At 72.8% G+C, this 20,922-nt stretch carries 17 protein-coding genes and 1 riboswitch; of the genes, 8 read left to right on the forward strand and 9 right to left on the reverse strand.

Annotated elements, in window-relative coordinates:
- Positions 1 to 6 precede the first annotated feature (6 nt).
- Positions 7 to 1,269 (reverse strand): threonine synthase, encoded by a 1,263-nt coding sequence (thrC, locus tag A3CO_RS0127330; RefSeq protein ID WP_018335445.1) that lies wholly within the window; start codon positions 1,267 to 1,269, stop codon positions 7 to 9.
- A 12-nt stretch (positions 1,270 to 1,281) separates the two neighbouring features.
- A riboswitch (SAM riboswitch) is annotated at positions 1,282 to 1,396 on the reverse strand.
- Between the two features lie 137 nt (positions 1,397 to 1,533).
- Between thrC and holA the strand changes: the two genes are divergently transcribed.
- Entirely contained in the window at positions 1,534 to 2,535 is a 1,002-nt protein-coding gene (gene holA / locus A3CO_RS0127335) for a DNA polymerase III subunit delta (protein ID WP_018335446.1), read from the forward strand.
- 205 nt (positions 2,536 to 2,740) lie between these two features.
- Here the strand turns inward: holA and rpsT are convergent, their stop codons facing one another.
- Positions 2,741 to 3,034, reverse strand: a complete 294-nt coding sequence (rpsT, locus tag A3CO_RS0127340) for a 30S ribosomal protein S20 (RefSeq protein ID WP_018335447.1) — start codon at positions 3,032 to 3,034, stop codon at positions 2,741 to 2,743.
- Between the two features lie 157 nt (positions 3,035 to 3,191).
- On the opposite strand from rpsT, the gene lepA reads away from it, so the two are divergent.
- From lepA to A3CO_RS0127355, 3 genes are all read left to right on the forward strand, one after another.
- Positions 3,192 to 5,129, forward strand: coding sequence for a translation elongation factor 4 (gene lepA, locus A3CO_RS0127345; RefSeq protein ID WP_018335448.1), 1,938 nt, complete (start codon positions 3,192 to 3,194; stop codon positions 5,127 to 5,129).
- A gap of 163 nt (positions 5,130 to 5,292) precedes the next feature.
- Positions 5,293 to 7,107 (forward strand): DEAD/DEAH box helicase, encoded by a 1,815-nt coding sequence (locus A3CO_RS0127350; RefSeq protein WP_018335449.1) that lies wholly within the window; start codon positions 5,293 to 5,295, stop codon positions 7,105 to 7,107.
- 120 nt (positions 7,108 to 7,227) lie between these two features.
- The gene (locus A3CO_RS0127355; RefSeq protein ID WP_018335450.1) at positions 7,228 to 9,162 is read left to right on the forward strand and encodes an FAD/NAD(P)-binding protein; all 1,935 of its coding nucleotides are present in this window, start codon (positions 7,228 to 7,230) and stop codon (positions 9,160 to 9,162) included.
- On the opposite strand, the gene A3CO_RS0127360 is transcribed toward A3CO_RS0127355, so the two are convergent.
- Together A3CO_RS0127360 and A3CO_RS0127365 are read right to left on the reverse strand one after the other, a co-directional pair.
- Positions 9,129 to 9,941, reverse strand: coding sequence for a SigB/SigF/SigG family RNA polymerase sigma factor (locus A3CO_RS0127360; protein WP_018335451.1), 813 nt, complete (start codon positions 9,939 to 9,941; stop codon positions 9,129 to 9,131). The genes A3CO_RS0127355 and A3CO_RS0127360 overlap by 34 nt on opposite strands.
- A 205-nt stretch (positions 9,942 to 10,146) precedes the next feature.
- Complete coding sequence (locus tag A3CO_RS0127365; protein ID WP_018335452.1) at positions 10,147 to 11,112, reverse strand: quinone oxidoreductase family protein; 966 nt, start codon at positions 11,110 to 11,112, stop codon at positions 10,147 to 10,149.
- 141 nt (positions 11,113 to 11,253) lie between these two features.
- On the opposite strand from A3CO_RS0127365, the gene A3CO_RS0127370 reads away from it, so the two are divergent.
- Positions 11,254 to 11,454 carry a hypothetical protein gene (locus A3CO_RS0127370; RefSeq protein ID WP_026205066.1) on the forward strand — a complete coding sequence of 67 codons (201 nt, stop codon included), beginning with the start codon at positions 11,254 to 11,256 and terminating at the stop codon, positions 11,452 to 11,454.
- A gap of 121 nt (positions 11,455 to 11,575) precedes the next feature.
- Here the strand turns inward: A3CO_RS0127370 and A3CO_RS0127380 are convergent, their stop codons facing one another.
- From A3CO_RS0127380 to A3CO_RS34620, 3 genes are all read right to left on the reverse strand, one after another.
- On the reverse strand, positions 11,576 to 12,364 hold the full coding sequence (locus A3CO_RS0127380) for an enoyl-CoA hydratase-related protein (protein ID WP_018335455.1): 789 nt from the start codon (positions 12,362 to 12,364) through the stop codon (positions 11,576 to 11,578).
- 91 nt (positions 12,365 to 12,455) lie between these two features.
- A complete protein-coding gene (locus tag A3CO_RS34615; protein ID WP_425393429.1) occupies positions 12,456 to 13,136 on the reverse strand; it encodes a response regulator transcription factor in 681 nt (226 codons plus the stop codon).
- Positions 13,137 to 13,672: 536 nt separating this feature from the next.
- On the reverse strand, positions 13,673 to 15,853 hold the full coding sequence (locus A3CO_RS34620) for an MFS transporter (RefSeq protein WP_018335457.1): 2,181 nt from the start codon (positions 15,851 to 15,853) through the stop codon (positions 13,673 to 13,675).
- 141 nt (positions 15,854 to 15,994) lie between these two features.
- Here A3CO_RS34620 and A3CO_RS34625 point away from each other — a divergent pair, with 141 nt between their 5' ends.
- Positions 15,995 to 16,483 (forward strand): DoxX family protein, encoded by a 489-nt coding sequence (locus tag A3CO_RS34625; protein ID WP_018335458.1) that lies wholly within the window; start codon positions 15,995 to 15,997, stop codon positions 16,481 to 16,483.
- A 65-nt stretch (positions 16,484 to 16,548) separates the two neighbouring features.
- Positions 16,549 to 17,715: an amidohydrolase family protein gene (locus A3CO_RS0127400; protein WP_018335459.1), complete on the forward strand. Its 1,167-nt coding sequence runs from the start codon at positions 16,549 to 16,551 to the stop codon at positions 17,713 to 17,715.
- Here A3CO_RS0127400 and A3CO_RS0127405 read toward each other — a convergent pair.
- The gene (locus A3CO_RS0127405) at positions 17,690 to 19,297 is read right to left on the reverse strand and encodes an AMP-binding protein (protein WP_018335460.1); all 1,608 of its coding nucleotides are present in this window, start codon (positions 19,295 to 19,297) and stop codon (positions 17,690 to 17,692) included. The genes A3CO_RS0127400 and A3CO_RS0127405 overlap by 26 nt on opposite strands.
- A complete protein-coding gene (locus A3CO_RS0127410) occupies positions 19,285 to 20,052 on the reverse strand; it encodes an SDR family NAD(P)-dependent oxidoreductase (protein WP_018335461.1) in 768 nt (255 codons plus the stop codon). The genes A3CO_RS0127405 and A3CO_RS0127410 overlap by 13 nt, the downstream gene beginning before the upstream one ends.
- Positions 20,053 to 20,113: 61 nt before the next feature.
- On the opposite strand from A3CO_RS0127410, the gene A3CO_RS0127415 reads away from it, so the two are divergent.
- Positions 20,114 to 20,881: a glucose 1-dehydrogenase gene (locus A3CO_RS0127415; RefSeq protein WP_018335462.1), complete on the forward strand. Its 768-nt coding sequence runs from the start codon at positions 20,114 to 20,116 to the stop codon at positions 20,879 to 20,881.
- The last annotated feature ends 41 nt before the right edge of the window (positions 20,882 to 20,922 follow it).

The raw sequence follows: 20,922 nt of genomic DNA on the forward strand, positions 1-20,922 counted from the left end.
ACCCGACTAGATCCCGAGGGCCTCGCGGACGGCCTTCGAGGTCGCGGGCACGGTGGCCTTCGGGCCGACCTGGTGCTCGATGGCGTCGAGGGTCTTCAGTCCGTCGCCGGTGATGAGCAGGACGGTGTCCGCGTCGGGGTCGAGCTGCCCGGTCTCGACGAGCTTCTTCGCGTTCGCGACGGTCACGCCGCCCGCAGTCTCGGCGAAGACACCCTCGGTGCGGGCGAGCAGGCGGATGCCGTCGCGGACCTCGTCGTCGGTCACGTCGGTGACCGCGCCGCCGGTGCGGCGGACGGTGTCGAGCACGTAGGGGCCGTCCGCCGGGTTCCCGATCGCGAGCGAGCGGGCGATCGTGTCCGGCCGCTGCGGGCGGACGACGTCGGTGCCCTCGCGGAAGGCGGTCGACACGGGGGAGCAGCCCGCGGCCTGGGCGCCGAAGATCTTCCAGTCGGCGCCGTCGACGAGGCCGAGCGAGACCAGCTCGCCGTACGCCTTGTCGATCTTCGTGAGCTGCGAGCCCGACGCCACGGGGATCACGGTCTGCGCCGGGATGCGCCACCCGAGCTGCTCGGAGATCTCGTAGCCCAGGCTCTTCGAGCCCTCGGCGTAGTACGGGCGCACGTTGACGTTGACGAACGCCCAGTCCTCCTGCTCGAACGCGAGCTCGGTGGCGAGGCGGTTCACGTCGTCGTAGTTGCCCTCGACGGCCAGCAGGTTCGTGTCGTACACCGCGGTCATGAGGACCTTGGCCCGCTCCAGCGAGGAGGGGATGAGCACGACCGACTCCCACCCGGCGCGGGCGGCCGCGGCAGCGGTGGCGTTGGCCAGGTTCCCGGTGGAGGGGCAGGCCAGGACCGTGAAGCCGAGCTCACGGGCGGCGGCGAGCGCCACGGCGACCACGCGGTCCTTGAAGGAGTGCGTCGGGTTGCCGGTGTCGTCCTTGACCCAGAGGTTCCGGATGCCGAGCTCGGCGCCGAGGCGGTCGGCGCGGATCAGGCGGGTGAAGCCCGGGTCCATGTTCGGGTGGTCCTGCACCGTGGTCGGCACCGGCAGGAGCTTCTGGTACCGCCAGATCGACTTCGGACCGCGCTCGATCTCCTCCCGGGTGATCGACGGGAAGTCGTAGGCGATCTCGAGGGGACCGAAACACTGCGGACACGCGAACTCCGGGGCCAACGGGGTGCGGTGGCCGCAGGCGCGACACGAGAGGGCGGCGGCCGGGCCGAGGTCATAACCGGTCGACGTCTGGTCGGGCGCAGTCAGGGTCATGGAAGAGTGTTCTCCTCATCTTCCCCGCGTGTCGCGGGTCGGAATTGGCACCGGTCTTGCGCACGGACGTGCGCCGCCGGTTGCCGGGGTGTCGTCGGGCCGTTCCCTCTACCCCTCTGGATGAGCCGTATTCGGTTGTGGGCGCCGCGCGGGTCGACACCCGCGGTCGCGCTACGGGCACGTTACGGCACCCGGAGCACACGAGGCCACAGCCGGACGCGTTGCCCACGCCACGCTGTCGGGGGGCGGTGCGAGGATGAGGACGTGCCACCCCGCGCCCGCAGCAGGCCCGCCGACGAGCTCGTGCCGGTGCGGCTGGTCGTCGGCGACGAGGGCCTGCTCGTGGAGCGCGCCGTGTCCACGGCGATCACCGCGGCCCGCCGTCAGGACCCGGACGTCGAGGTCCGCACCCTCAAGGCCAACGAGATCACCGCCGGCGTGCTGGCCGAGCTCGTCAGCCCGTCGCTGTTCGCGGAGTCGCGGGTGGTGGTGCTGGAGGCGGCGCAGGACGCGAACGCCGAGGTCACGACGGTGCTGGTGGAGTACGCGAAGGCGCCGACCGACGGGGTGGCGCTCGTCGTCGTGCACCCGGGCGGCGCGAAGGGCAAGGCCCTGCTCGACGGGCTGAAGAAGGCCGGCGCCGCCGTGAGCGAGGCGGCGAAGTTCAAGCCCTGGGAGAACGACCGGCGGGCCGACTTCGTCCGCAACGAGATCCGGCAGGCGGGCGGCGGCATCACGGGGGAGGCCCTGAGCCTGCTCATGGAAGCGGTCGGGGCCGACCTGCGCGAGCTCGCCGCGGCCGCCTCGCAGCTGGTCAGCGACTCCGGCGGCCAGGTCGACGCCGAGTCGGTCCGCCGCTTCCACCGCGGGCGCGCCGACGTGACGGGGTTCGCCGTGGCGGAGAAGGCGGTGTCGGGCGACCGCGCGGGTGCCCTCGAGGCGCTGCGGTACGCCCTCGACACCGGCGTGCCGCACGTGCTGGTCGCCGACGCGCTGGCCGACGCGGTGCGCACCATCGCCCGGGTGTCGGCGGCGGGGCGGGGCGACCCGGGCGCGCTCGCGAGCCGGCTGCGGATGCCGCCGTTCAAGGTGAAGAAGGCGATGGGCCAGGCGCGCGGATGGGACGCGCCGGGCCTCACGCGCGCGATGGCGCTCGTCGCCGACGTCAACGCGGACGTCAAGGGCGTGGCCGCGGACGCGTCGTACGCCCTGGAGCGGGCCACCTCGGAGCTGGCGGAGCTCGCCGGGCAGTCGCGCCGGCGCTGAGCGGTCGGGCCCGGGGGTCGTGCGTGGCACACCCCTGACGTCGGACGTCAGGACGGCGCCACTCACGCAGGCAGCCGCCGCGCGGGGGTGAGGCATGGAGACCGACGACCTGCGTCGTGTGCACCTCGCCGAGCGGCAGCGCACCCCTGGAACGACGACGGGCGCCCTCCGGTCGGAACCGGAGGACGCCCGTCGTCGGGAAGAGCTAGGCCGGGGTCTTGCCACCCTTGGCGTCGACCGTGTGGGTCGAGGCGCGGTGGGCCATGCGCGACTTCTTGTTCGCGGCCTGGTTCTTGTGGATGACGCCCTTGCTCACGGCCTTGTCGAGCAGGCGCGCGGCGTGACGGCGGCGCTCGTCGGCGGCGGTGGCGTCGCCGGTCTCGGCGGTCTCGCGGTAGCGGCGGATCGCCGTCTTGATCTCGGACTTGACCGCCTTGTTGCGCTGGCGGGCTTCCTCGTTCTTCCGGTTACGCTTGACCTGCTGCTTGATGTTCGCCACGGGGCTTTCGAACCTCTTGATCGCTGGGGTGTCTTCGTGCGGGCGCGCACCAGGCCAGCCGGCCCGCACGGCGCAATGGCTTCCAGGTTACCAACGGCCCTCGCCGACGATGTCGGTCGGGGTCACGTGGGACGATGGGCCGGAGATGTCCGAAGACATGGAAGGCGAGACCTCGTTGACCGAGACCACCACCCAGCAGTCGACCAAGACCCCTGGCCGACCGGGCACCGTGGGCTACGCCGACGAGACGTTCACGCCCCCGGACCGGATCCGCAACTTCTGCATCATCGCGCACATCGACCACGGCAAGTCCACGCTGGCCGACCGGATGCTGCAGCTCACGGGCGTCCTGGGCGACCGTGCCTATCGCGCGCAGTACCTCGACCGCATGGACATCGAGCGGGAACGCGGCATCACCATCAAGGCGCAGAACGTCCGGCTGCCGTGGTGCGCCGCGGGTCCCGACGGCGAGCTGCGCGACCACGTGCTGCACCTCATCGACACCCCCGGCCACGTCGACTTCACCTACGAGGTGAGCCGGTCGCTCGCGGCGTGCGAGGGCGCGATCCTGCTGGTCGACGCGGCGCAGGGCATCGAGGCCCAGACGCTCGCGAACCTCTACCTCGCGCTCGACCACGACCTGGAGATCATCCCGGTCCTCAACAAGATCGACCTGCCCGCGGCGGAGCCCGAGAAGTACGCGGCCGAGATCGCGCACCTCATCGGCTGCGAGCCCGACGACGTGCTGCGCATCTCGGCGAAGACCGGTGACGGTGTCGCGGCGGTGCTCGACGAGGTCGTGCGGCGCATCCCGGCCCCGGTCGGCGACCCCGACGCCCCGGCGCGCGCGATGATCTTCGACTCGGTCTACGACACCTACCGCGGCGTCGTCACCTACATCCGCGTGGTCGACGGGAAGATCACCCCGCGCGAGCGCATCCGGATGATGAGCACGAACGCGGTCCACGAGCTGCTCGAGGTCGGGATCATCTCGCCCGACCAGAAGGCCTCCCAGGGCCTCGGGGTCGGCGAGGTGGGCTACCTGATGACCGGCGTGAAGGACGTGCGCCAGTCCCGCGTCGGCGACACCGTCACCACCGAGCGCAAGGGCGCCACCGAGTCGCTGGGCGGCTACCAGGATCCACAGCCGATGGTCTTCTCCGGGCTCTACCCGATCGACGGCAGCGACTACCCGCTGCTGCGCGACGCCCTCGACAAGCTGCGTCTCAACGACGCCGCGCTGTCCTACGAGCCGGAGACCTCGGCCGCGCTGGGCTTCGGCTTCCGATGCGGCTTCCTCGGCCTGCTCCACCTCGAGATCACCCGCGACCGGCTCGAGCGCGAGTACGGCCTCGACCTGATCTCCACCGCGCCGAACACCGTCTACCGGGTCGAGCTCGACGACGGCGGCGAGGTCGAGGTGACCAACCCGGCCGAGTGGCCCGAGGGCAAGGTCAAGGAGGTCTACGAGCCGGTCACGAAGGTCTCGGTGCTGGCCCCGGCCGACTTCGTGGGCTCGATCATGGAGCTCTGCCAGTCGCGGCGCGGGCAGCTCGAGGGCATGGACTACCTGTCCGACAGCCGGGTCGAGCTGCGCTACTCGATGCCACTGGCCGAGATCATCTTCGACTTCTTCGACGTGCTGAAGTCGAAGACCCGCGGCTACGCCTCGCTGAACTACGAACCGGCCGGGGAGCAGCCCGCCGACCTGGTGAAGGTCGACATCCTGCTGCAGGGCGAGCCGGTGGACGCGTTCTCCGCGGTCGTGCACAAGGACGCCGCCTACGCCTACGGCAACACGATGGCCGGCAAGCTGCGCGAGCTCATCCCGCGCCAGCAGTTCGAGGTGCCGATCCAGGCCGCGATCGGCTCGCGCATCATCGCCCGCGAGACGATCCGCGCGATCCGCAAGGACGTGCTCTCCAAGTGCTACGGCGGCGACATCACGCGCAAGCGCAAGCTGCTGGAGAAGCAGAAGGAGGGCAAGAAGCGAATGAAGACGATCGGCCGGGTCGACGTCCCGCAGGAGGCCTTCGTCGCCGCGCTCTCCACCGACCAGAACGCCGTCGACAAGGCCAAGTCCGGCAAGAAGTGACGCATGACCCGCCGTCGGGAAGCCCCTTCCCGACGGCGGGCCGGGCCGCTTCGCGTACGATCGTCATGTAGGTGCCGAGCTGTCGGCCTGGGATGGACCGCGTGTGTGTCGGGTCCGCGGACAGCTCTCACCGTCCGATGAACCCCTCCCTCGAAAGAGTTCTGTGACCGACGCTGCTGTCCTGTCCGATTCCGATCTCCCGCTCGACCCCTTCCTCGAGGACTCCCTCGACGGTGACGCCGACGCCGAGCCGGCCAACGGCTTCGCCCCGCTCGGCCTCGACGACCGCGTGGTCGCCACGCTGGTCGAGTCCGGGTTCCACACCCCGACGCCGATCCAGGCCGAGACGATCCCGCTGCTGCTCGCCGGCCGCGACGTCCTCGGTCTCGCCCAGACCGGCACGGGCAAGACGGCGGCCTTCGCGCTGCCGCTGCTCTCGCGGCTCGACGCGAGCGTGCGCGCCCCGCAGGCGCTGATCCTCACCCCCACCCGGGAGCTCGCGATCCAGGTGGCCGAGGCCATCGAGTCGTTCGCCACCGGCCTGCCGCACGTGCACGTCGTGCAGCTCTACGGCGGTGCCCCCTACGGCCCGCAGCTCTCGTCGCTGCGCCGCGGTGCGCAGATCGTCGTGGGCACGCCCGGTCGCGTCGCCGACCACCTCGAGAAGGGCACGCTCGACCTCACCGACGTCGGGTACTTCGTGCTCGACGAGGCCGACGAGATGCTCAACATGGGCTTCCTCGAGGAGGTCGAGAACATCTTCGGCCTGCTCCCGGCCGACCGTCAGGTGGCGCTGTTCTCGGCGACCATGCCGACGGCGATCCGCGAGGTCAGCCGCAAACACCTGAACGCGCCCGCCGAGGTGTCGATCAAGGGCAGGACGACCACGGCGGCGAACACCCGCCAGCGCTACGTCGTCGTGCCCGAGCGGCAGAAGGCCGACGCCCTGGCCCGAATCCTGCAGGTCGAGGACTTCGACGCCGCCCTCGTGTTCGTGCGCACCCGCCAGAACACCACCGACGTCAGCGAGGCGCTGAACCGTCGCGGGTTCTCCTCGGTCGCGATCTCGGGCGACCTGTCGCAGGCCCAGCGCGAGAAGACGATCGCCGACCTGCGCGCCGGGAAGATCGACGTCCTGGTCGCCACCGACGTCGCCGCGCGCGGGCTCGACGTCGAGCGCATCAGCCTCGTCGTCAACCACGACCTGCCGACCGACCCCGAGTCCTACGTGCACCGCATCGGTCGCACCGGGCGCGCGGGCCGTTCCGGCGAGGCGATCTCGTTCGTCACGCGCGGCCAGATCCGGCTGATGCGCGCGATCGAGAACACCACCCGCCAGAAGGCGGAGGAGATGTCGGTGCCCGGCACCGACGAGGTCAACGACCGTCGCCGCGCCCGCTTCGCGAGCCGTATCACCGCCGAGCTCGAGGGTCACGACGACGGGGGCGACTCCATCGACGTGTTCCGTCGCGTCATCGACGAGTACGTCGCCGAGCACGACGTCGACCCGCTCGCCCTCGCCGCGGCCCTCGCCAAGATGGTCCAGGGCGGCAGGCCGCTGCTGGTCGACGAGCTCCCCACCGCCCCGGTGCGCGGGGACAAGCGGGGCCGCGACGACAAGCCCGCCCGCGGGCAGGGCAAGCGTCCGACCACCGTCTCGTCGTGGAACGTCGGGTCGGCCACGGACACCTACCGCATCGAGGTCGGGCACAACCAGCGCGTGAAGCCCGGCGCGATCGTGGGTGCCATCGCCAACGAGGCCGGCCTCGACTCGGCGCACATCGGTCACATCGACATCCGCACCGACCACACCCTGGTCGAGCTGCCCGCCGACGTGCCCGGACCCGTCGTCAAGAAGCTCCAGCGGGCCCGCGTCGCCGGCCGCCCGATGGGCCTGCGCCGTGCCTCCGAGGCGGGCGGCTCCGCGCCGTCGCGTCCCGAGAAGCGCGGCCCGCGTCGGGACCGCCAGCCCCGATAGTCCGAGCACGTACCGGGCCCCGTCGCAGACCTGCGGCGGGGCCCGTCGTGTGTCCGGGGCCGGCCGGACCACACCACATCGGGTGGCCGCAATCGGATCCCGCGCCTACCGTCGGATGACATGACGCGTTCGGTCGTGATCGTCGGTGGCGGACCACGCGGGACCGGGGTGCTGGAGCGGCTCGTCGCCGGCGCGCCCGGCGCGGGGGTCGACGCCGAGCACCCGCTCGACGTCCACCTCGTCGACCCGTACCCGGCCGGGGCCGGCCGCATCTGGCGCACGCGGCAGTCCGAGCTGCTGTGGATGAACTCCATGGCGGCCGACGTCACGATGTGGACCGACGACTCGGTCACCTGCACCGGTCCGATCGTGCCGGGGCCGAGCCTCATCGAGTGGGCCGAGGAGGTCCGCGACGCCCACGCCGAGCCCGAGGGCCGCGTGGGCGAGGAGATCCGCGGGCTCACGGCGTCGACGTTCCCCACCCGGCAGCTGCAGAGCCACTACCTCGCGGCCGTCCTGCAGCGGGTCCTCGACTCGCTGCCCGAGGGCGTGCGCGTCCACGTCCACGAGCAGAAGGCCACCGGGATCGAGGGCGGGGACGTCCGCCGGGTCCGGCTCGAGGACGGCGAGACGCTCGACGCCGACGTCGTGGTCCTCGCGTCCGGTCACCTCGACGCGTCACCGACCGACGACGAGGCCGCCCTGCTGCGGTGCTCGAAGCGCCTCGGCCTGCGCTACTTCGCCCCCGAGCAGACCACCGACTCCGACCTCGACGCGATCCCGCCCGGCGAGACGGTGATCGCCCGCGGCATGGGTCTCGCCTTCATCGACCTCATGGTGCTGCTCTTCGAGGGCCGCGGCGGGCGCTTCGAGGAGGAGCCGGAGGGTCCCGACGACGGGTCCGGGCGCGGCCGGCTGGTCTACGTCCCGTCGGGCCGGGAGGTGTCCCTGCACGTCGGGTCCGGCCGCGGGGTGCCCTACCACGCCAAGACCGAGTACACCCTCATCGGCCCGCGCCCGCCGCTGCCGCGCTTCTTCGGACCCGACCAGGTCGCCGAGCTCGCGAGTCGGCAGGGCGGCGTCAGCCTGCGCCAGGACGCCTGGCCGCTGATCGCCAAGGAGGCGGGCTGGGGCTGGTACCACGAGCTCTTCCACGGCCACCCGGACCGCGTCACGGGCGACTGGGACACGTTCGCCGCCGCCTACGCGGACGTCGACTGGTACTCCGTCGAGCGGGAGCGCCTCGTCGAGCGGCACGTCCCCGACGAGGCCGACCGCCTCGACTTCGAGCAGCTCGACCGGCCGCTCGACGGGCTGCGGACCGACCCCGAGACGCTGCAGAAGTTCCTGCGCACCTACATCGGCGACGACCTCGCGCGGCACGTCGACCCGGCCCACACCGAGGAGCTCGGGGCGTTCACGGCGCTGCTGAGCGCGTTCATGATGTCGGTGGAGCTGGCGAGCCGCGGCGGGCTCACCGCGAAGTCGCGGGCCCGCGACCTCGGCTGGTGGCAGAACCTGTTCTCGTCGATGGCGAGCGGTCCGCCCGGGCCGCGGCTGCGGCAGCTGCTCGCGCTCAACCGCGCGGGGTTCGTGACGTTCCTGGGGTCGGGGCTGTCGGTCGAGGTCGACGAGCACGGGCCGTCGTTCCTCGCCACCGGCGCGGCCCTCGACGCGCCGCCGACCCGCGCGACGACCTTCGTCGACGCCCGCCTGGCGTCCCCGAGCGTGCGTCGCAGCTCGGACCCGATGTTGCGCTCGTTGATGCGCGCCGGCCTCGTCGACGAGGAGACGCTGAGCTGGAACGCGTGCTCCCGGGGCGACGACTACTCCGGCGTCGTCGAGCACTCCACGGGGCTGCTCCCGGTGGACCCGTCGGACTACCGGGTGCTCACCGGCCCCGAGGAGGAGCCGCACCCGCGGCTGTTCGCCATCGGCCCGCACACCACCGTCCGGTTGCCAGGTGCGTTCACCCGGCCGAACACGAACAGCCTGAGCTTCCGCGCCAACGACGCGGTCGCTCAGGCGCTCCTGGCGATCACCGACGACGACTGAGCGCCCGACGTCGCGTCGCGCACCCGGGCGCGCTCGCGGAGACGCTCCAGCGTCTGCGCGAGCAGCCGGGACACGTGCATCTGCGAGATCGACAGCCGCTCCGCGATCTCGGACTGCGTCTTCTCGTGCACGAAGCGCAGCACGAGGATCGTGCGCTCCCGCTCGGGCAGCGTGCCGACGAGGTCGCGCACCAGGGCGCGGGACTCGACGTGGGCCAGGTCCGGGTCGTCGTGACCGAGCACGTCGGCGACGGTGGTGTCGGTGCCCTGGGTGAGGGTCGAGTCCAGCGAGTCCGGCCGGTAGGAGTGGTGCGCCGAGATCGCCTCGATGACCTCCTCGCGGTCGATCCCGAGGTGCTCGGCGAGCTCGGTGGCCGTGGGGGCCCGCCCGAGCTGCTGGCCGAGCGTGGTCGAGGCGGTCCCGACCTGCAGGTAGCGGTCCTTCACCCCGCGCGGCGTGCGGATCGCCCAGGCGGCGTCGCGGAAGTGGCGGCGGACCTCGCCCATCATCGTGGGGACGGCGTAGGACAGGAAGTCGCGGCCCTGGTCGGGGTCGAACCGTCGCAGGGCGTGGAGCAGCCCGATCGCGGCGACCTGTTCGAGGTCGTCGACGGACTCGCCGCGCCGCGAGAAGCGCCGCGCGATGTTGCGGGCCACGGGCCGGAAGGCGTCGGTCAGTTCGGCGACGAGGACGGTCCGACGGGGGTCGTCCGCCGCCAACGAGGCGAGTTCCTCGAGCTGCGGGGCGTACTGGTCGTAGGCACTGGTGCGCTCGGACACGGGCAGACCTCACAGACGCGCAAGGATGCGGTCCGTCTGGCTGCGGTGTGAACCACGACGGGGGAGCAGCCGGGCCACCTGGAGCGGCAGGCCCGGAACCAGAACTGGTTGCTCAACCCTGGGACATCGAGATTCCCGGTGCTCGGGAAGATCAAACATGACCGACGACGGGTCCGGCGGCGGACCCGTCGTCGGGACGGCGTCCTCAGCGGGTGAAGACGATCTTGCCGGCGGTCTCGCCGTCGAACATGGAGCGGAATCCGGTCTCGGCCTCGGTCATCGGCAGCTCCTGGCCGACCTCCGGGGTGATCCCGGTGGTCGCGACGAAGTCGAGGAGGTCACGCAGCTCGTCGAGCGTGCCCATGGTCGAGCCGACCAGGTTCTTCTGCAGGAAGAACATCTGCGCGAGCTCGGCGGGCGGCTGGTTGCCCGAGGTGGCGCCGGAGCAGACGATCGTGCCGCCCGGCACCAGCGAACGCACCGAGTGCTTCCAGGTGGCCTCGCCGACGGTCTCGAAGACCGCCTGGACCTTGCCGGGGAGCTTGCCGTTGGACTCGAAGACCTGGTGGGCGCCGAGGCGCAGTGCGAGCTCCCGCTTCTCCTCGCTGCGCCCGGTCACCCAGACCTGCATCCCGGCGGCGCGGCCGAGGGCGATGAGCGCGGTCGAGACGCCGCCGGAGGCGCCCTGGACCAGCATCGTCTGCCCGCCGCGCAGGCCCGACTTGGTGAACAGCATGCGGTAGGCGGTCAGCCACGCGGTGCCCATGACGGCCCCGGCGACGGCCGTCATGCCCTCGGGACGGGGGAGGGCGTTGCGCTTCGGGACGACGACGTAGTCGGCGAAGCTGCCCTGCGCCCACTCGGTGAGCATCTTGCGCTTCGGGTCGAGGGTCTCGTCGCCCTTCCAGTCCGGGTCGCCCATCAGCGAGTGCAGGACCACCGGGGTGCCGTCGTCGAGCGTGCCGGCGCCGTCGCAGCCCAGGATCATGGGGAACTGCTCGGGCTTGATGCCGACGCCCCGCAGCGTCCACAGGTCGTGCATGTTGAGGCTCGCGGCCTCCACCTTGACCCGCACCCAGCCCTCGGGGGTCTCGGGATCGGGACGCTCACCCACGACGAGGGAGGCGAGCGGGTCGTCGCTGTTGGGCTCGGACGCGTAGACGGCGAACATGGCGCCGAACCTAGCGGGGAGCGCCGACCCGCGCGCCGGGGAGACGGAGCGCGGCGGAGCTCGACGGAGCTCGACGGAGCTCGACGGAGCTCGACGGAGCTCGACGGAGCTCGACGATGGTGGACCGGTACCGTGGCGACCGTGCTGCACGCCGTCGCGACCTGGTGGGACGGGGTCGAGCTGTGGCTCACCCAGCTCGACTTCACGCTGCAGGTGATCATCGTGATCGGCGTCGTCGGGCCGGCGTGCTGGGCGGTCGCCGCGCTGGTGGACACCCTGGTCGAGCGGACGGTCGCGTGGCGCCTCGCCGCCCTGGAGCGTCGCAGCGGCTCGGCCGACTAGTGGACCGCCGCTACGCCCGGCTCTGGGTCACGGGCACCCTCGTCGCGCTGATCCTGCTGGTGATCGTGCTCGACGTGCTCCGCAGGTGAGCACTTTCCGTGGCAGGAGCCACGGAAAGTGCTCACGAGGGCGGAGCCCACCTCGGCGGCCGCTTCTCCGCGAACGCCGCCATGCCCTCCTGCCCCTCCTCGGAGGCGAAGAACTCGGCGGACAGGGCGAGCATCGCGTCGAACTCGGCCGCCATGTCCTCGGCCGGCGTGCGGCGCAGCATCTCCTTCGTCGCGGCCAGGGCGTGCGGGGCGCCGAGGGCGAGCATCCCGACGTAGCGGTCCACGGCGGCGTCGAGCTCTCCGGGGTCGACGGCGGCGTTGAGCAGGCCGACCGCGGCCGCCCGATCGGCGTCGACGACCTCTCCGGTCAGCATGAGCTCGTGCGCGGCCCGGGGGAGCAGCCGCGGCAGCACGGTCACCGAGATGACGGCGGGCACGACGCCGATGCGCACCTCGCTGAAGGCGAACGTCGCGCCCTTCGTGTCCCCGCCCGCCCGCGCGGCGACCGCGATGTCGCAGGCGGCGACGAGGCCGACCCCGCCCGCGCGGGCCGGGCCGGCGAGGCGGGCCACCACGGGCTTCGGCGAGGTCCAGAGCAGCTGCAGGATCGCCGGGAACTCGCGCACCCCCTGGTCCCCGGACCCGGCGCCCCGGGACTCCCGCAGGTCCATGCCGGAGCAGAACACGGACCCGGTGTGGGTCAGCACGATCACGCGCACGGCATCGTCGTCGAGCGCGGTCTCCAGGTGCGCGTGCAGCTCGCGGCGCAGCTGGGCGGACAGCGCGTTGCGGTTCGACGGCGAGTCCAGCGTGATGGTCGCGCGGCCCGCGTCGACCTCGAGGTGCACGAGTTCGGTCACGGGCGGCCACGCTATCGGGGCGTTCCCCGATGACGGCACCGCGTCGTTGCCGTCGTCCCGTGCCGGCAACGACGCGTCGCCGGCAGGAGGGTCAGCGCACCACCCCGGCCCGCATGGCCAGCGCGACCATCTGGGCGCGGTCGCCGGTGCCGAGCTTGCGCCCGATGCGGGACAGGTGGGACTTCACGGTGAGCGCGGAGAGGCCGAGCTCGGTGCCGATCTCCGCGTTGGAGTGGCCGTCGGCGACCTGCTGGAGCACCTGCACCTCCCGCGGGGACAGCTCGCGCGGGGCACCGTCGACGGCGGCGATGCGGGTGCCCGTGCCGACGAGCGGGCCGACCGAGGCGTCCGGCTCGACGACCCGGCAGACGCCCGAGTCGGAGGTGAGGTAGGCCAGCGCACCGACCCCGAAGGCGGCCTGGGCGGCGGTGTGGTCGTCGGGGCCGACCGCGACGGCGCGCCAGCCGTCGGCCCGCAGCTCGGCGATGAGGGCGAGCGCGTCGCCGTCGTCGAGCCCCAGGTCGACGACGGCGAGCTCGCAGGGCGGTCCGCTGCGGGCGCGACGCCGGGCCTCGTCGGCGGAGGATGCCTCGTGGACGGTGCCGGCGCCGGCCTCGGCCAGGGAGCGGGTGAGGGCCTCGCGCCGCCGCTGCTCGCCGTCGACGACGAGCACCGAGAGGCGCACCTGGTCCTCGGCGGAGCCCGGGAGCGACGGGGCGAAGAGCGAGCCGGGCGCGGCCCGCTCGGCGTGGGGGGTGCGTGCGGCCGGGATCATCGCCCGACGGGTGTCACCCGACGGAGCGGCAGCCTCCGGACGGACGAAGGACTGGTGGTCGATGAGCGGGAACACACCACTCCATCGGTCGTCCCCCGATCAGGCTTGAGCGACCCGGTCGAGGGCAGGACCGGAGCGGTGCGCCCGTCGGACACGCGTCGTAGAACCGAATGACACCGGTGTCGTCCGAGGGCCACTCGATCAGTCGTACGGCGTCGGCGGCAGTGAGGAACCGGGCCGATCGGCGCCTGCTCGCTGCACCACACGGAGCATCGACTCATGTGACCCGGATCACGCTACAGCTCGACCGATGGAAGCCTTCCGGGCCCTTCCCGACGGCGGGTCGGTGCCCGACGTGCGCACGATCGACCCGCATGATCACGTCGGTGGGACCGTGATGGCTGTGGCCGGAGATCGACATCAGCCTTGGCCGTCCCGCCGACGTGATCATGGGCGGGGAGACCGGCGTGGTCGTCCCGGAGAAGACGGTGGCCCGCCGCCGGGGTCGGCGACGGGCCACGGGGACGGCGGGATTACGACCCGGCGACCGGCGTCCGGGCGCCGCGGGTGGTCGACTCGAGCACCACGTCGTGCCGGGTGCCCCCGACGCCGATCGTCAGCGTCTCCGCGCGCGGCGCGTGGCCGGGCGCCGAGCAGATCAGCAGCGCCGTCCCGGGCCGGGCGCGCAGCGTGAACGCGCCCTCCGAGTCGGCGCGGGCCCGCCCGAGCTGGCGTCCGCTCGCGTCGGTCGCGGTGAGGGTCGCGCCGACCGGGCGGCCCTCCGCGGTGGTGACGCGGCCGGTGAGGACCGCCGCCGACCCAGTGGTGTTCCTGTCACCGGACGACAGCGACGACGCGTCGCTGCCACGGGGGGTGGCGGGAGCACCCGCCGTCGCGAACTCCGCGGTGTCCGCCGTGTCGTCGGTGTCGACCGCCGCCGGTGCCGCGTGCGAGACGGTGGGCGCCGGGAGTGCCGGACCGGCCGGGTCACCCTCGGCGGGCTCCACCGCGTCCTGCCCGTGGACGTACTTCCCGCCGCGGAACAGCGAGGCGATCGCACCGACGAGCGAGACCGCGATGGCGACGGCGAACACGACCACGAGGCCGTCGTGGAAGGCGCCGGTGACGAGGTTCGGGAAGAACTGCTTGCCGACCAGCGTCGCGGCGTTCCCGGGCGGCAGCGCGCCGAGCACCTGCGGGCCGAGGATCTCCGCCATCGGGTTGTAGCCGAGGAACGCGGCGAACAGGGTCCCGACCGGCGGCAGCGCCGCGACCTGCTGCGCCACCGGCAGCGGGACGTTCTGCGCGGTCAGACCGCCCAGCAGCGCGGCGGGCATCGAGGACGCGAGCCCGGCGATCAGCATCGAGAAGAAGATGCCGATGGAGAGCGCCATGCCGGAGTTCTGCAGCGTCGACATCATGCCGCTGCCGGCGCCGCGCTGGTCGGCGGGCAGCGAGTTCATGATCCCGGTCATGTTGGGCGAGATGAACAGCCCCGACCCGACGCCGTTGACGAACAGGATCGCCGCGAACCACCAGTAGTTGAAGTCCGTCGGCAGGACGAGCAGGCCGACGAAGGTCAGCGCGACGATCACGAGACCGCCGGTGGCGAACAGGCGCGCGCCGAACCGGTCGGAGAGCACGCCCGAGATCGGCGCGGAGATCAGGAAGCCGACCGTCAGCGGCAGCATGTAGATGGCCGACCACAAGGGGGTCTGCTCGTAGTCGTACCCGTGCAGCGGCAGCCAGATCCCCTGCAGCCAGATGATCAGCATGAACTGCAGGCCACCACGGGAGAGCGCACTCATCAGCGTCGCGACCAGGCCCGAGGTGAACGCCCGGATCCTGAACAGCTCCAGGTGGAACATCGGCTGGTCGACCTTGGTCTCGACCACGCAGAAGATCGCCAGCACGACCACGCCGCCGATGAGGCAGCCGAGCACGAACGGGTTCGTCCACCCCTCGGCGTGCCCGCCGTAGGGCTGGATGGCGTAGATGACGCCGACGAGCAGCAGGATCAGCCCGACGCCGAAGGTCAGGTTGCCCCACCAGTCGATCTTGTGCTCACGACGGCCGGCCGGGTCGCGCAGGGTCTTGTACGCCCAGATCGTGCCGAGCACCCCGAACGGCACGCTCACCCAGAACACGAGGCGCCAGTCGACCTCGGAGAGCACGCCGCCGACCAGCAGGCCGATGAACGAGCCGCCGATCGCCGCCACCGAGTTGGTGCCGATCGCGAAGCCGCGCCGCTCGGCGGGGAAGGCGTCGGTGAGGATCGCGGTCGCGTTCGCCATGAGCATGGCGCCGCCGATGCCCTGCACCACGCGCACGAGGATGAGCCAGAGCGCCCCGCCGCCCCCGGAGAAGGGGTCGAGGGCCAGGGCGATCGAGGCGACGGTGAACACCGCGAAGCCGGCGTTGTAGATCTTCGCGCGGCCGTACATGTCGCCGAAGCGGCCCAGCGTGACCACCAACACCGCGGTGACCAGCATGTAGCCCATGATCATCCACAGCAGGTAGCTGATGTTGCCGGGCTCGAGCGGGTTGATGCCGATGCCCCGGAAGATCGCGGGCAGCGAGATGAGGACGATCGACGAGTTCATCGTCGCCATCAGCACGCCGAGCGTGGTGTTCGACAGGGCGAGCCACTTGTACCCGGGGTGGGCCGGGTCGGCCCGGGACACGGGCACGGGCTCCTGTGCGGTCGTGGTCATCGGTCGGACCTCTGATCGTTAGGACGTGCAACGACAACCGTTGCATTGTGCACCTATCGGCGGACGACGGCACCTGTGACGTCCGTCGGCGGTGTGGTCTAGCTTGACGTCACAACTGTTCGCTCGGGTAACGGAGTCCTCGTGAAGATCGGAATGGCCGTGCTGCGGCTCGTGGTGGGCCTGCTGTTCGTGGGTCACGGCATGCAGAAGCTCGCCGGGTGGTTCGGGGGCGGCGGCGTGGCGGGCACGGCGGCGGGCTTCGAGAGCATGGGCATCAAGCCGGGCCGGGACAACGCCGTGGCGGCCGGCGTCTCGGAGGCGGGCGGCGGCGCGCTGCTCGCGGCCGGGCTCGCGACCCCGCTCGCCGCGACCATGATCTCGGGCGCCATGGGCTCGGCGGTCTACCACGTGCACCGCACCAACGGCCCCTGGGTGACCCAGGGCGGCTGGGAGTACAACGCCGTCCTCACCGCGGTGGTCTTCGCCGTCGCGGCCGCCGGCCCGGGGGAGCTGTCGCTGGACCACGCCCTCGGCATCGAGCGCTCGGGCCCCGCGATCGCGCTCGCCGCGATCGGTGCGGGTCTGCTCGGGTCGGCCGGGGTCGCGGCGCGGGCGAGGTCGCTGGCCTGAGCCGCCTGTGGGCGACGCCACGGCGACCTCGGCGGCGGGCTCGCGAGCGGGCAGGGTGACCCGACGTGGAGCTCGTCAGCGGTCGCCGGGTGGTCGTCGACGCGGAGCGCCCGCCGCTCGACCACGCGGCGGTGCTGGTCGCCGACGGCCGGGTCGCGGCGGTGGGCCCGACGGCGGACCTGGTCGCCGCCCATCCCGACGTCACCCACCGGGCGTTCCCGGACGCGACCGTCCTGCCCGGCCTGATCGACGCCCACGTCCACCTGGCCTTCGACGTCACACGTGACCCGGTCCCCGCGCTGCGCGACGCCGACCACGACGCCCTGCGCACGACGATCCGCACCCACGCCGCCGCGATGCTCGCGGCGGGGATCACCACCGTGCGCGACCTCGGTGACCGCGACGGGCTGGTCGCGGCCTTCCGCGACGACGTCGCCGCCGGGGTCGTCCCCGGCCCGCGGGTCCTGACGGCGGGTGCCCCGTTGACGCCGCCGGGTGGCCACTGCTGGTTCCTCGGTGGCGAGGTCGGGCGCGACGGGGTGCGGGCCGCGGTGGCCGCCCGGGCCGCGGCAGGGCTCGACGTCGTGAAGGTGATGGCGAGCGGCGGGATGCTCACGCCGGCCGGGCCGGGGATCGCCGACGTGCAGTTCGACCTGCCGACGCTGCGGCTCGTCGTCGAGGCCGCCCGGGAGGTCGGGCTGCCGGTGGCGGTGCACGCGCACGGCACCGCGTCGATCGCGATGGCGGCCCGGGCGGGGGCGGACACCATCGAGCACGCGGGCTGGTACGCCCCCGACGGCGGGCGGGACCTCGACGACGCGGTCGCGGAGCTGGTCGCCGCGAGTGGTGCCGTGACCGTGCCGACCCGCTTCCGGGGCTGGCCGGACTGGCCGGCGGCCGAGCGGACGGCCGCGCTCGCCCGGCAGCGCTGGGCCGACGGGCACGGCGTCCCGGTGATCGTCGGGAACGACGCCGGCGCGGGGCAGGGTCGCTTCGACGACCTCCACGACGCGCTGACGTACTACGCCGCGGTCGGCTGGACCCCGGCGCAGGTGCTCGCGGCGGCGACCGGCCGCGCGGCGGACGCCCTGGGCCTCGGCGGCGTGACCGGCCGGCTCCTGCCGGGTCTCGCGGCGGACCTGATCGTCGTCGACGGGGACCCGTTGACGGACCTGTCGGCGCTGAGGTGCCTGCGGCTCGTGAGCACTAAGTGGGGCTATAGCCCCCGTTAGTGCTCACGAGCGCGGAGCGCACCTTGAACTTCTGCACCTTCCCGGTCGGCGTCCGCGGCAGCTCCGCCACGATCTCGAGCCGCTCCGGGCACTTCTGTCGCGCGACGCCCTGCCCGAGCAGGAACGCCCCCAGCGACGCCAGCGTCACCTCCGCGCCGGGCCGCGGCACCACGACCGCGCACGCCCGCTCGGTCATGACCGGGTCGGGCACCGCGACCACGACCACGTCCGCCACGTCGGGGTGGGTGTAGAGCAGGTCCTCGATCTCCTTCGCCGACAGGTTCTCCCCGCCGCGCAGGATGATGTCCTTGCTCCGCCCCGTCACCGTCAGGAACCCGTCGTCGTCGAGGGAGCCGAGGTCGCCGGTGGGGAACCAGCCGTCCTCGAACGGGCTCGGACGGCCCAGGTAGCCCGCGAACATCTCCGGTCCGCGCGCCAGCAGCATGCCCGCCGTTCCCGACGGCAGGTCGGTGCCGGTCTCGTCGACCACGCGCAGCTCCGCGGCGCCGACCGGGCGGCCGTCGGTGCCGGCGCGCTGCGCGGGGGGGTCGGACGCGTGCCCCGCCGTCGCCGTCGGGATCTCGGTGGAGCCGTAGACGCGGACGACGAGGCAGTCGAGCGCGGCGGTCGCGTCGAGGACCAGGCCCGGCGGCACGTCGGCGCCGCCGCAGGCGAAGACGCGCAGCGAGGAGAGGTCGTGGGCGTCGCGGTCGGGGTGGTGGACGATCCCGTGCAGGAACGGGGTCGCGGCGACGGTGACGCTGCACCGCTCGCGCTCGACGAGGGCCAGGGCGGCGCCCGGGTCCCAGACGTCCTGGTAGACGACCGTCGTGGCGAGCATCGTCGCCAGGTGGAAGCCGTAGAGCACGCCGGTCACGTGGGCGACCGGCGAGGGCATCCACACGACGTCGTCGGCGGTCAGCCCGAGGTGGGCGATCATGCTGGCGTCCTCGGCCGCGAGCGTCTCGTGGCAGTGCACGGCGCCCTTCGGGTCGGACTCGGTGCCGGAGGTGTAGAGCAGCACGGCGGGGTCGGTCGGCTCGCGGCCGGGCGCGGCGGCCGGGTCGTCCCCGTCGAGGGCGTCGAAGCGGAGCTCCCCGTCGCCGCGGACCACGACGAGGTGCGCCAGGTCGTCGAGCTCCTCCCGCAGCGTCCGGCCCAGGGCGGCGTGGTCGAAGCCGCGGAAGACGCCCGGGACCACCAGGACCTTCGACCGTGCGGTGCGCAGCGCGAACCGCATCTCCCGCTCGCGCAGGATCGGCATCAGCGGGTTCGACACGGCACCGAGCCGCAGCACCGCCAGGTGGACGACGAGGGCCTCCCACCAGTTCGGGAGCTGCAGGGAGACGACGTCGCCGCGCCCGACGCCGAGGCCGCGCAGGCCCGCCGTCGTGCGCGCGACCCGGTCCGCGAGCGCGGCGTAGGTCAGGCGGGTGCGGCCCTCGACGACGGCCCTGCGGGCGGGGTGGGCGGCCGCGGCGTCGTCGAGCCAGGAGTCCAGGAGCCGGTTCGGCCAGTGGCCGGAGGCGCGCCAGCGGGCGACCGCGTCCGGGTCGGGTTCCGGGAAGCTCAGGAGGCCCACGTCGACCCGCCGTCCACCACCAGGGAGCTGCCGTGCACGAAGGCGGCCATCGGGCTCGCGAGCCAGACCGCGGCGTCGGCGATGTCCCCGGGCTGCCCGGCACGCCCGAGCGGGATGCGGCTCTCGCTGACCGAGCCGGTGTCGATGCGGCCGAGGTCCGTGCGGGTCATCTCGGTCTCGGTGAGCCCGGGGTGCAACGCGTTGACCCGCACGCCCGCACGGCCGAGTTCGGCGGCGAGGGAGTAGGCGAGCAGTCGGACGGCGCCCTTCGACGCGGTGTAGACCGCGAGGTCGGACTGTCCCTTGAGTCCGCCGGTCGAGGAGACGAGCACGATCGAGCCGCGGCCCCGGTCCACCATCCGCCGGGCGGCGGCCTGGGCGGTGAAGAACGTGCCCTTGGCGTTGACGTCCATCACCGCGTCGTAGTCGGCCTCGGTGACGTCGAGGAGCCCGCCGCGTCGGGCGATACCGGCGGCCGTGACCAGGACGTCCACGCCCCCGAGCGCGTCGGCGGCGGCCACGGCGGCCTCGGCCTGCGCGGGGTCGGTCACGTCGGTCCGGACGAAGACCGCCTCCGCCCCGGCCGACCGCACCAGCTCCGTCGTCGGGACCCCGCCCTCCCGCGGGTCCTCGCGGCGGTCGGCGACCACCACGGCACGGGCTCCGTGGCGAGCGCAGCGCTCGGCGATCGCACGGCCGATGCCGCTGGCCCCACCGGTGACGACGGCGACGATGCCGTCCAGCATGTCGGTCATGAGGTGCGATGATCCTCGCCGGACGACCCGTAATCAACACAGACGTTGACCTGGAGGACTCGTGCAGCTGTTCGACCTGACCGGCAAGGTCGCGGTGGTCACCGGCGGAACGCGCGGCATCGGGCTGATGATCGCGCGCGGCCTGCTCGACGCCGGGGCGCGCGTGTACGTCAGCTCGCGCAAGGCCGCGGCGGGCGACGACGCGGTGCGTGAGCTCGCGCCGCACGGCGACGTCGTCTCGATCCCCGCCGACGTCTCGACCGAGGGGCAGTGCAAGCACCTCGCGGCCCTCGTGCGGGAGAGGGAATCGGCCGTGCACGTGCTCGTCAACAATGCGGGCGCGACGTGGGGGGAGCCGTTGGAGGAGTACCCGGCCGAGGCGTGGGACAAGGTCCTCGACCTGAACCTCAAGGCGCCGTTCTTCCTGACCCGCGCTTTCGTGGACCTGCTGGAGGCCTCGGGGTCACCGGAGGAGACGGCCTCGGTGATCAACATCGGGAGCATCGACGGCCTGCGCGTGACCCCGCTGCCGACCTACGCGTACTCGGCGTCGAAGGCGGGCGTGCACCAGCTGACCCGCGTGCTGGCCGCCGAGCTCGGACCGCGGAACGTGCGGGTCAACGCGATCGCGCCGGGTCCGTTCGAGTCGAAGATGATGGCGGCGACGCTCGCCGAGCGCGGCGACGAGATCGCGGCGTCCTCGGTGCTGGGCCGGATCGGGCAGCCCGACGACATGGCGGGCGCCGCGGTCTTCCTGGCCTCGCGGGCGTCGGCCTACGTCACGGGTGCGGTGCTGCCGGTCGACGGTGGGATCTGGGCCGCCAGGTGACTTCGTCCTGTGAGTACTTTTCCGTGTCCTGACACGGATTA

Origin of the sequence: Actinomycetospora chiangmaiensis DSM 45062 (genome assembly GCF_000379625.1) — a bacterium.
In the GTDB taxonomy this organism is placed as follows: domain Bacteria; phylum Actinomycetota; class Actinomycetes; order Mycobacteriales; family Pseudonocardiaceae; genus Actinomycetospora; species Actinomycetospora chiangmaiensis.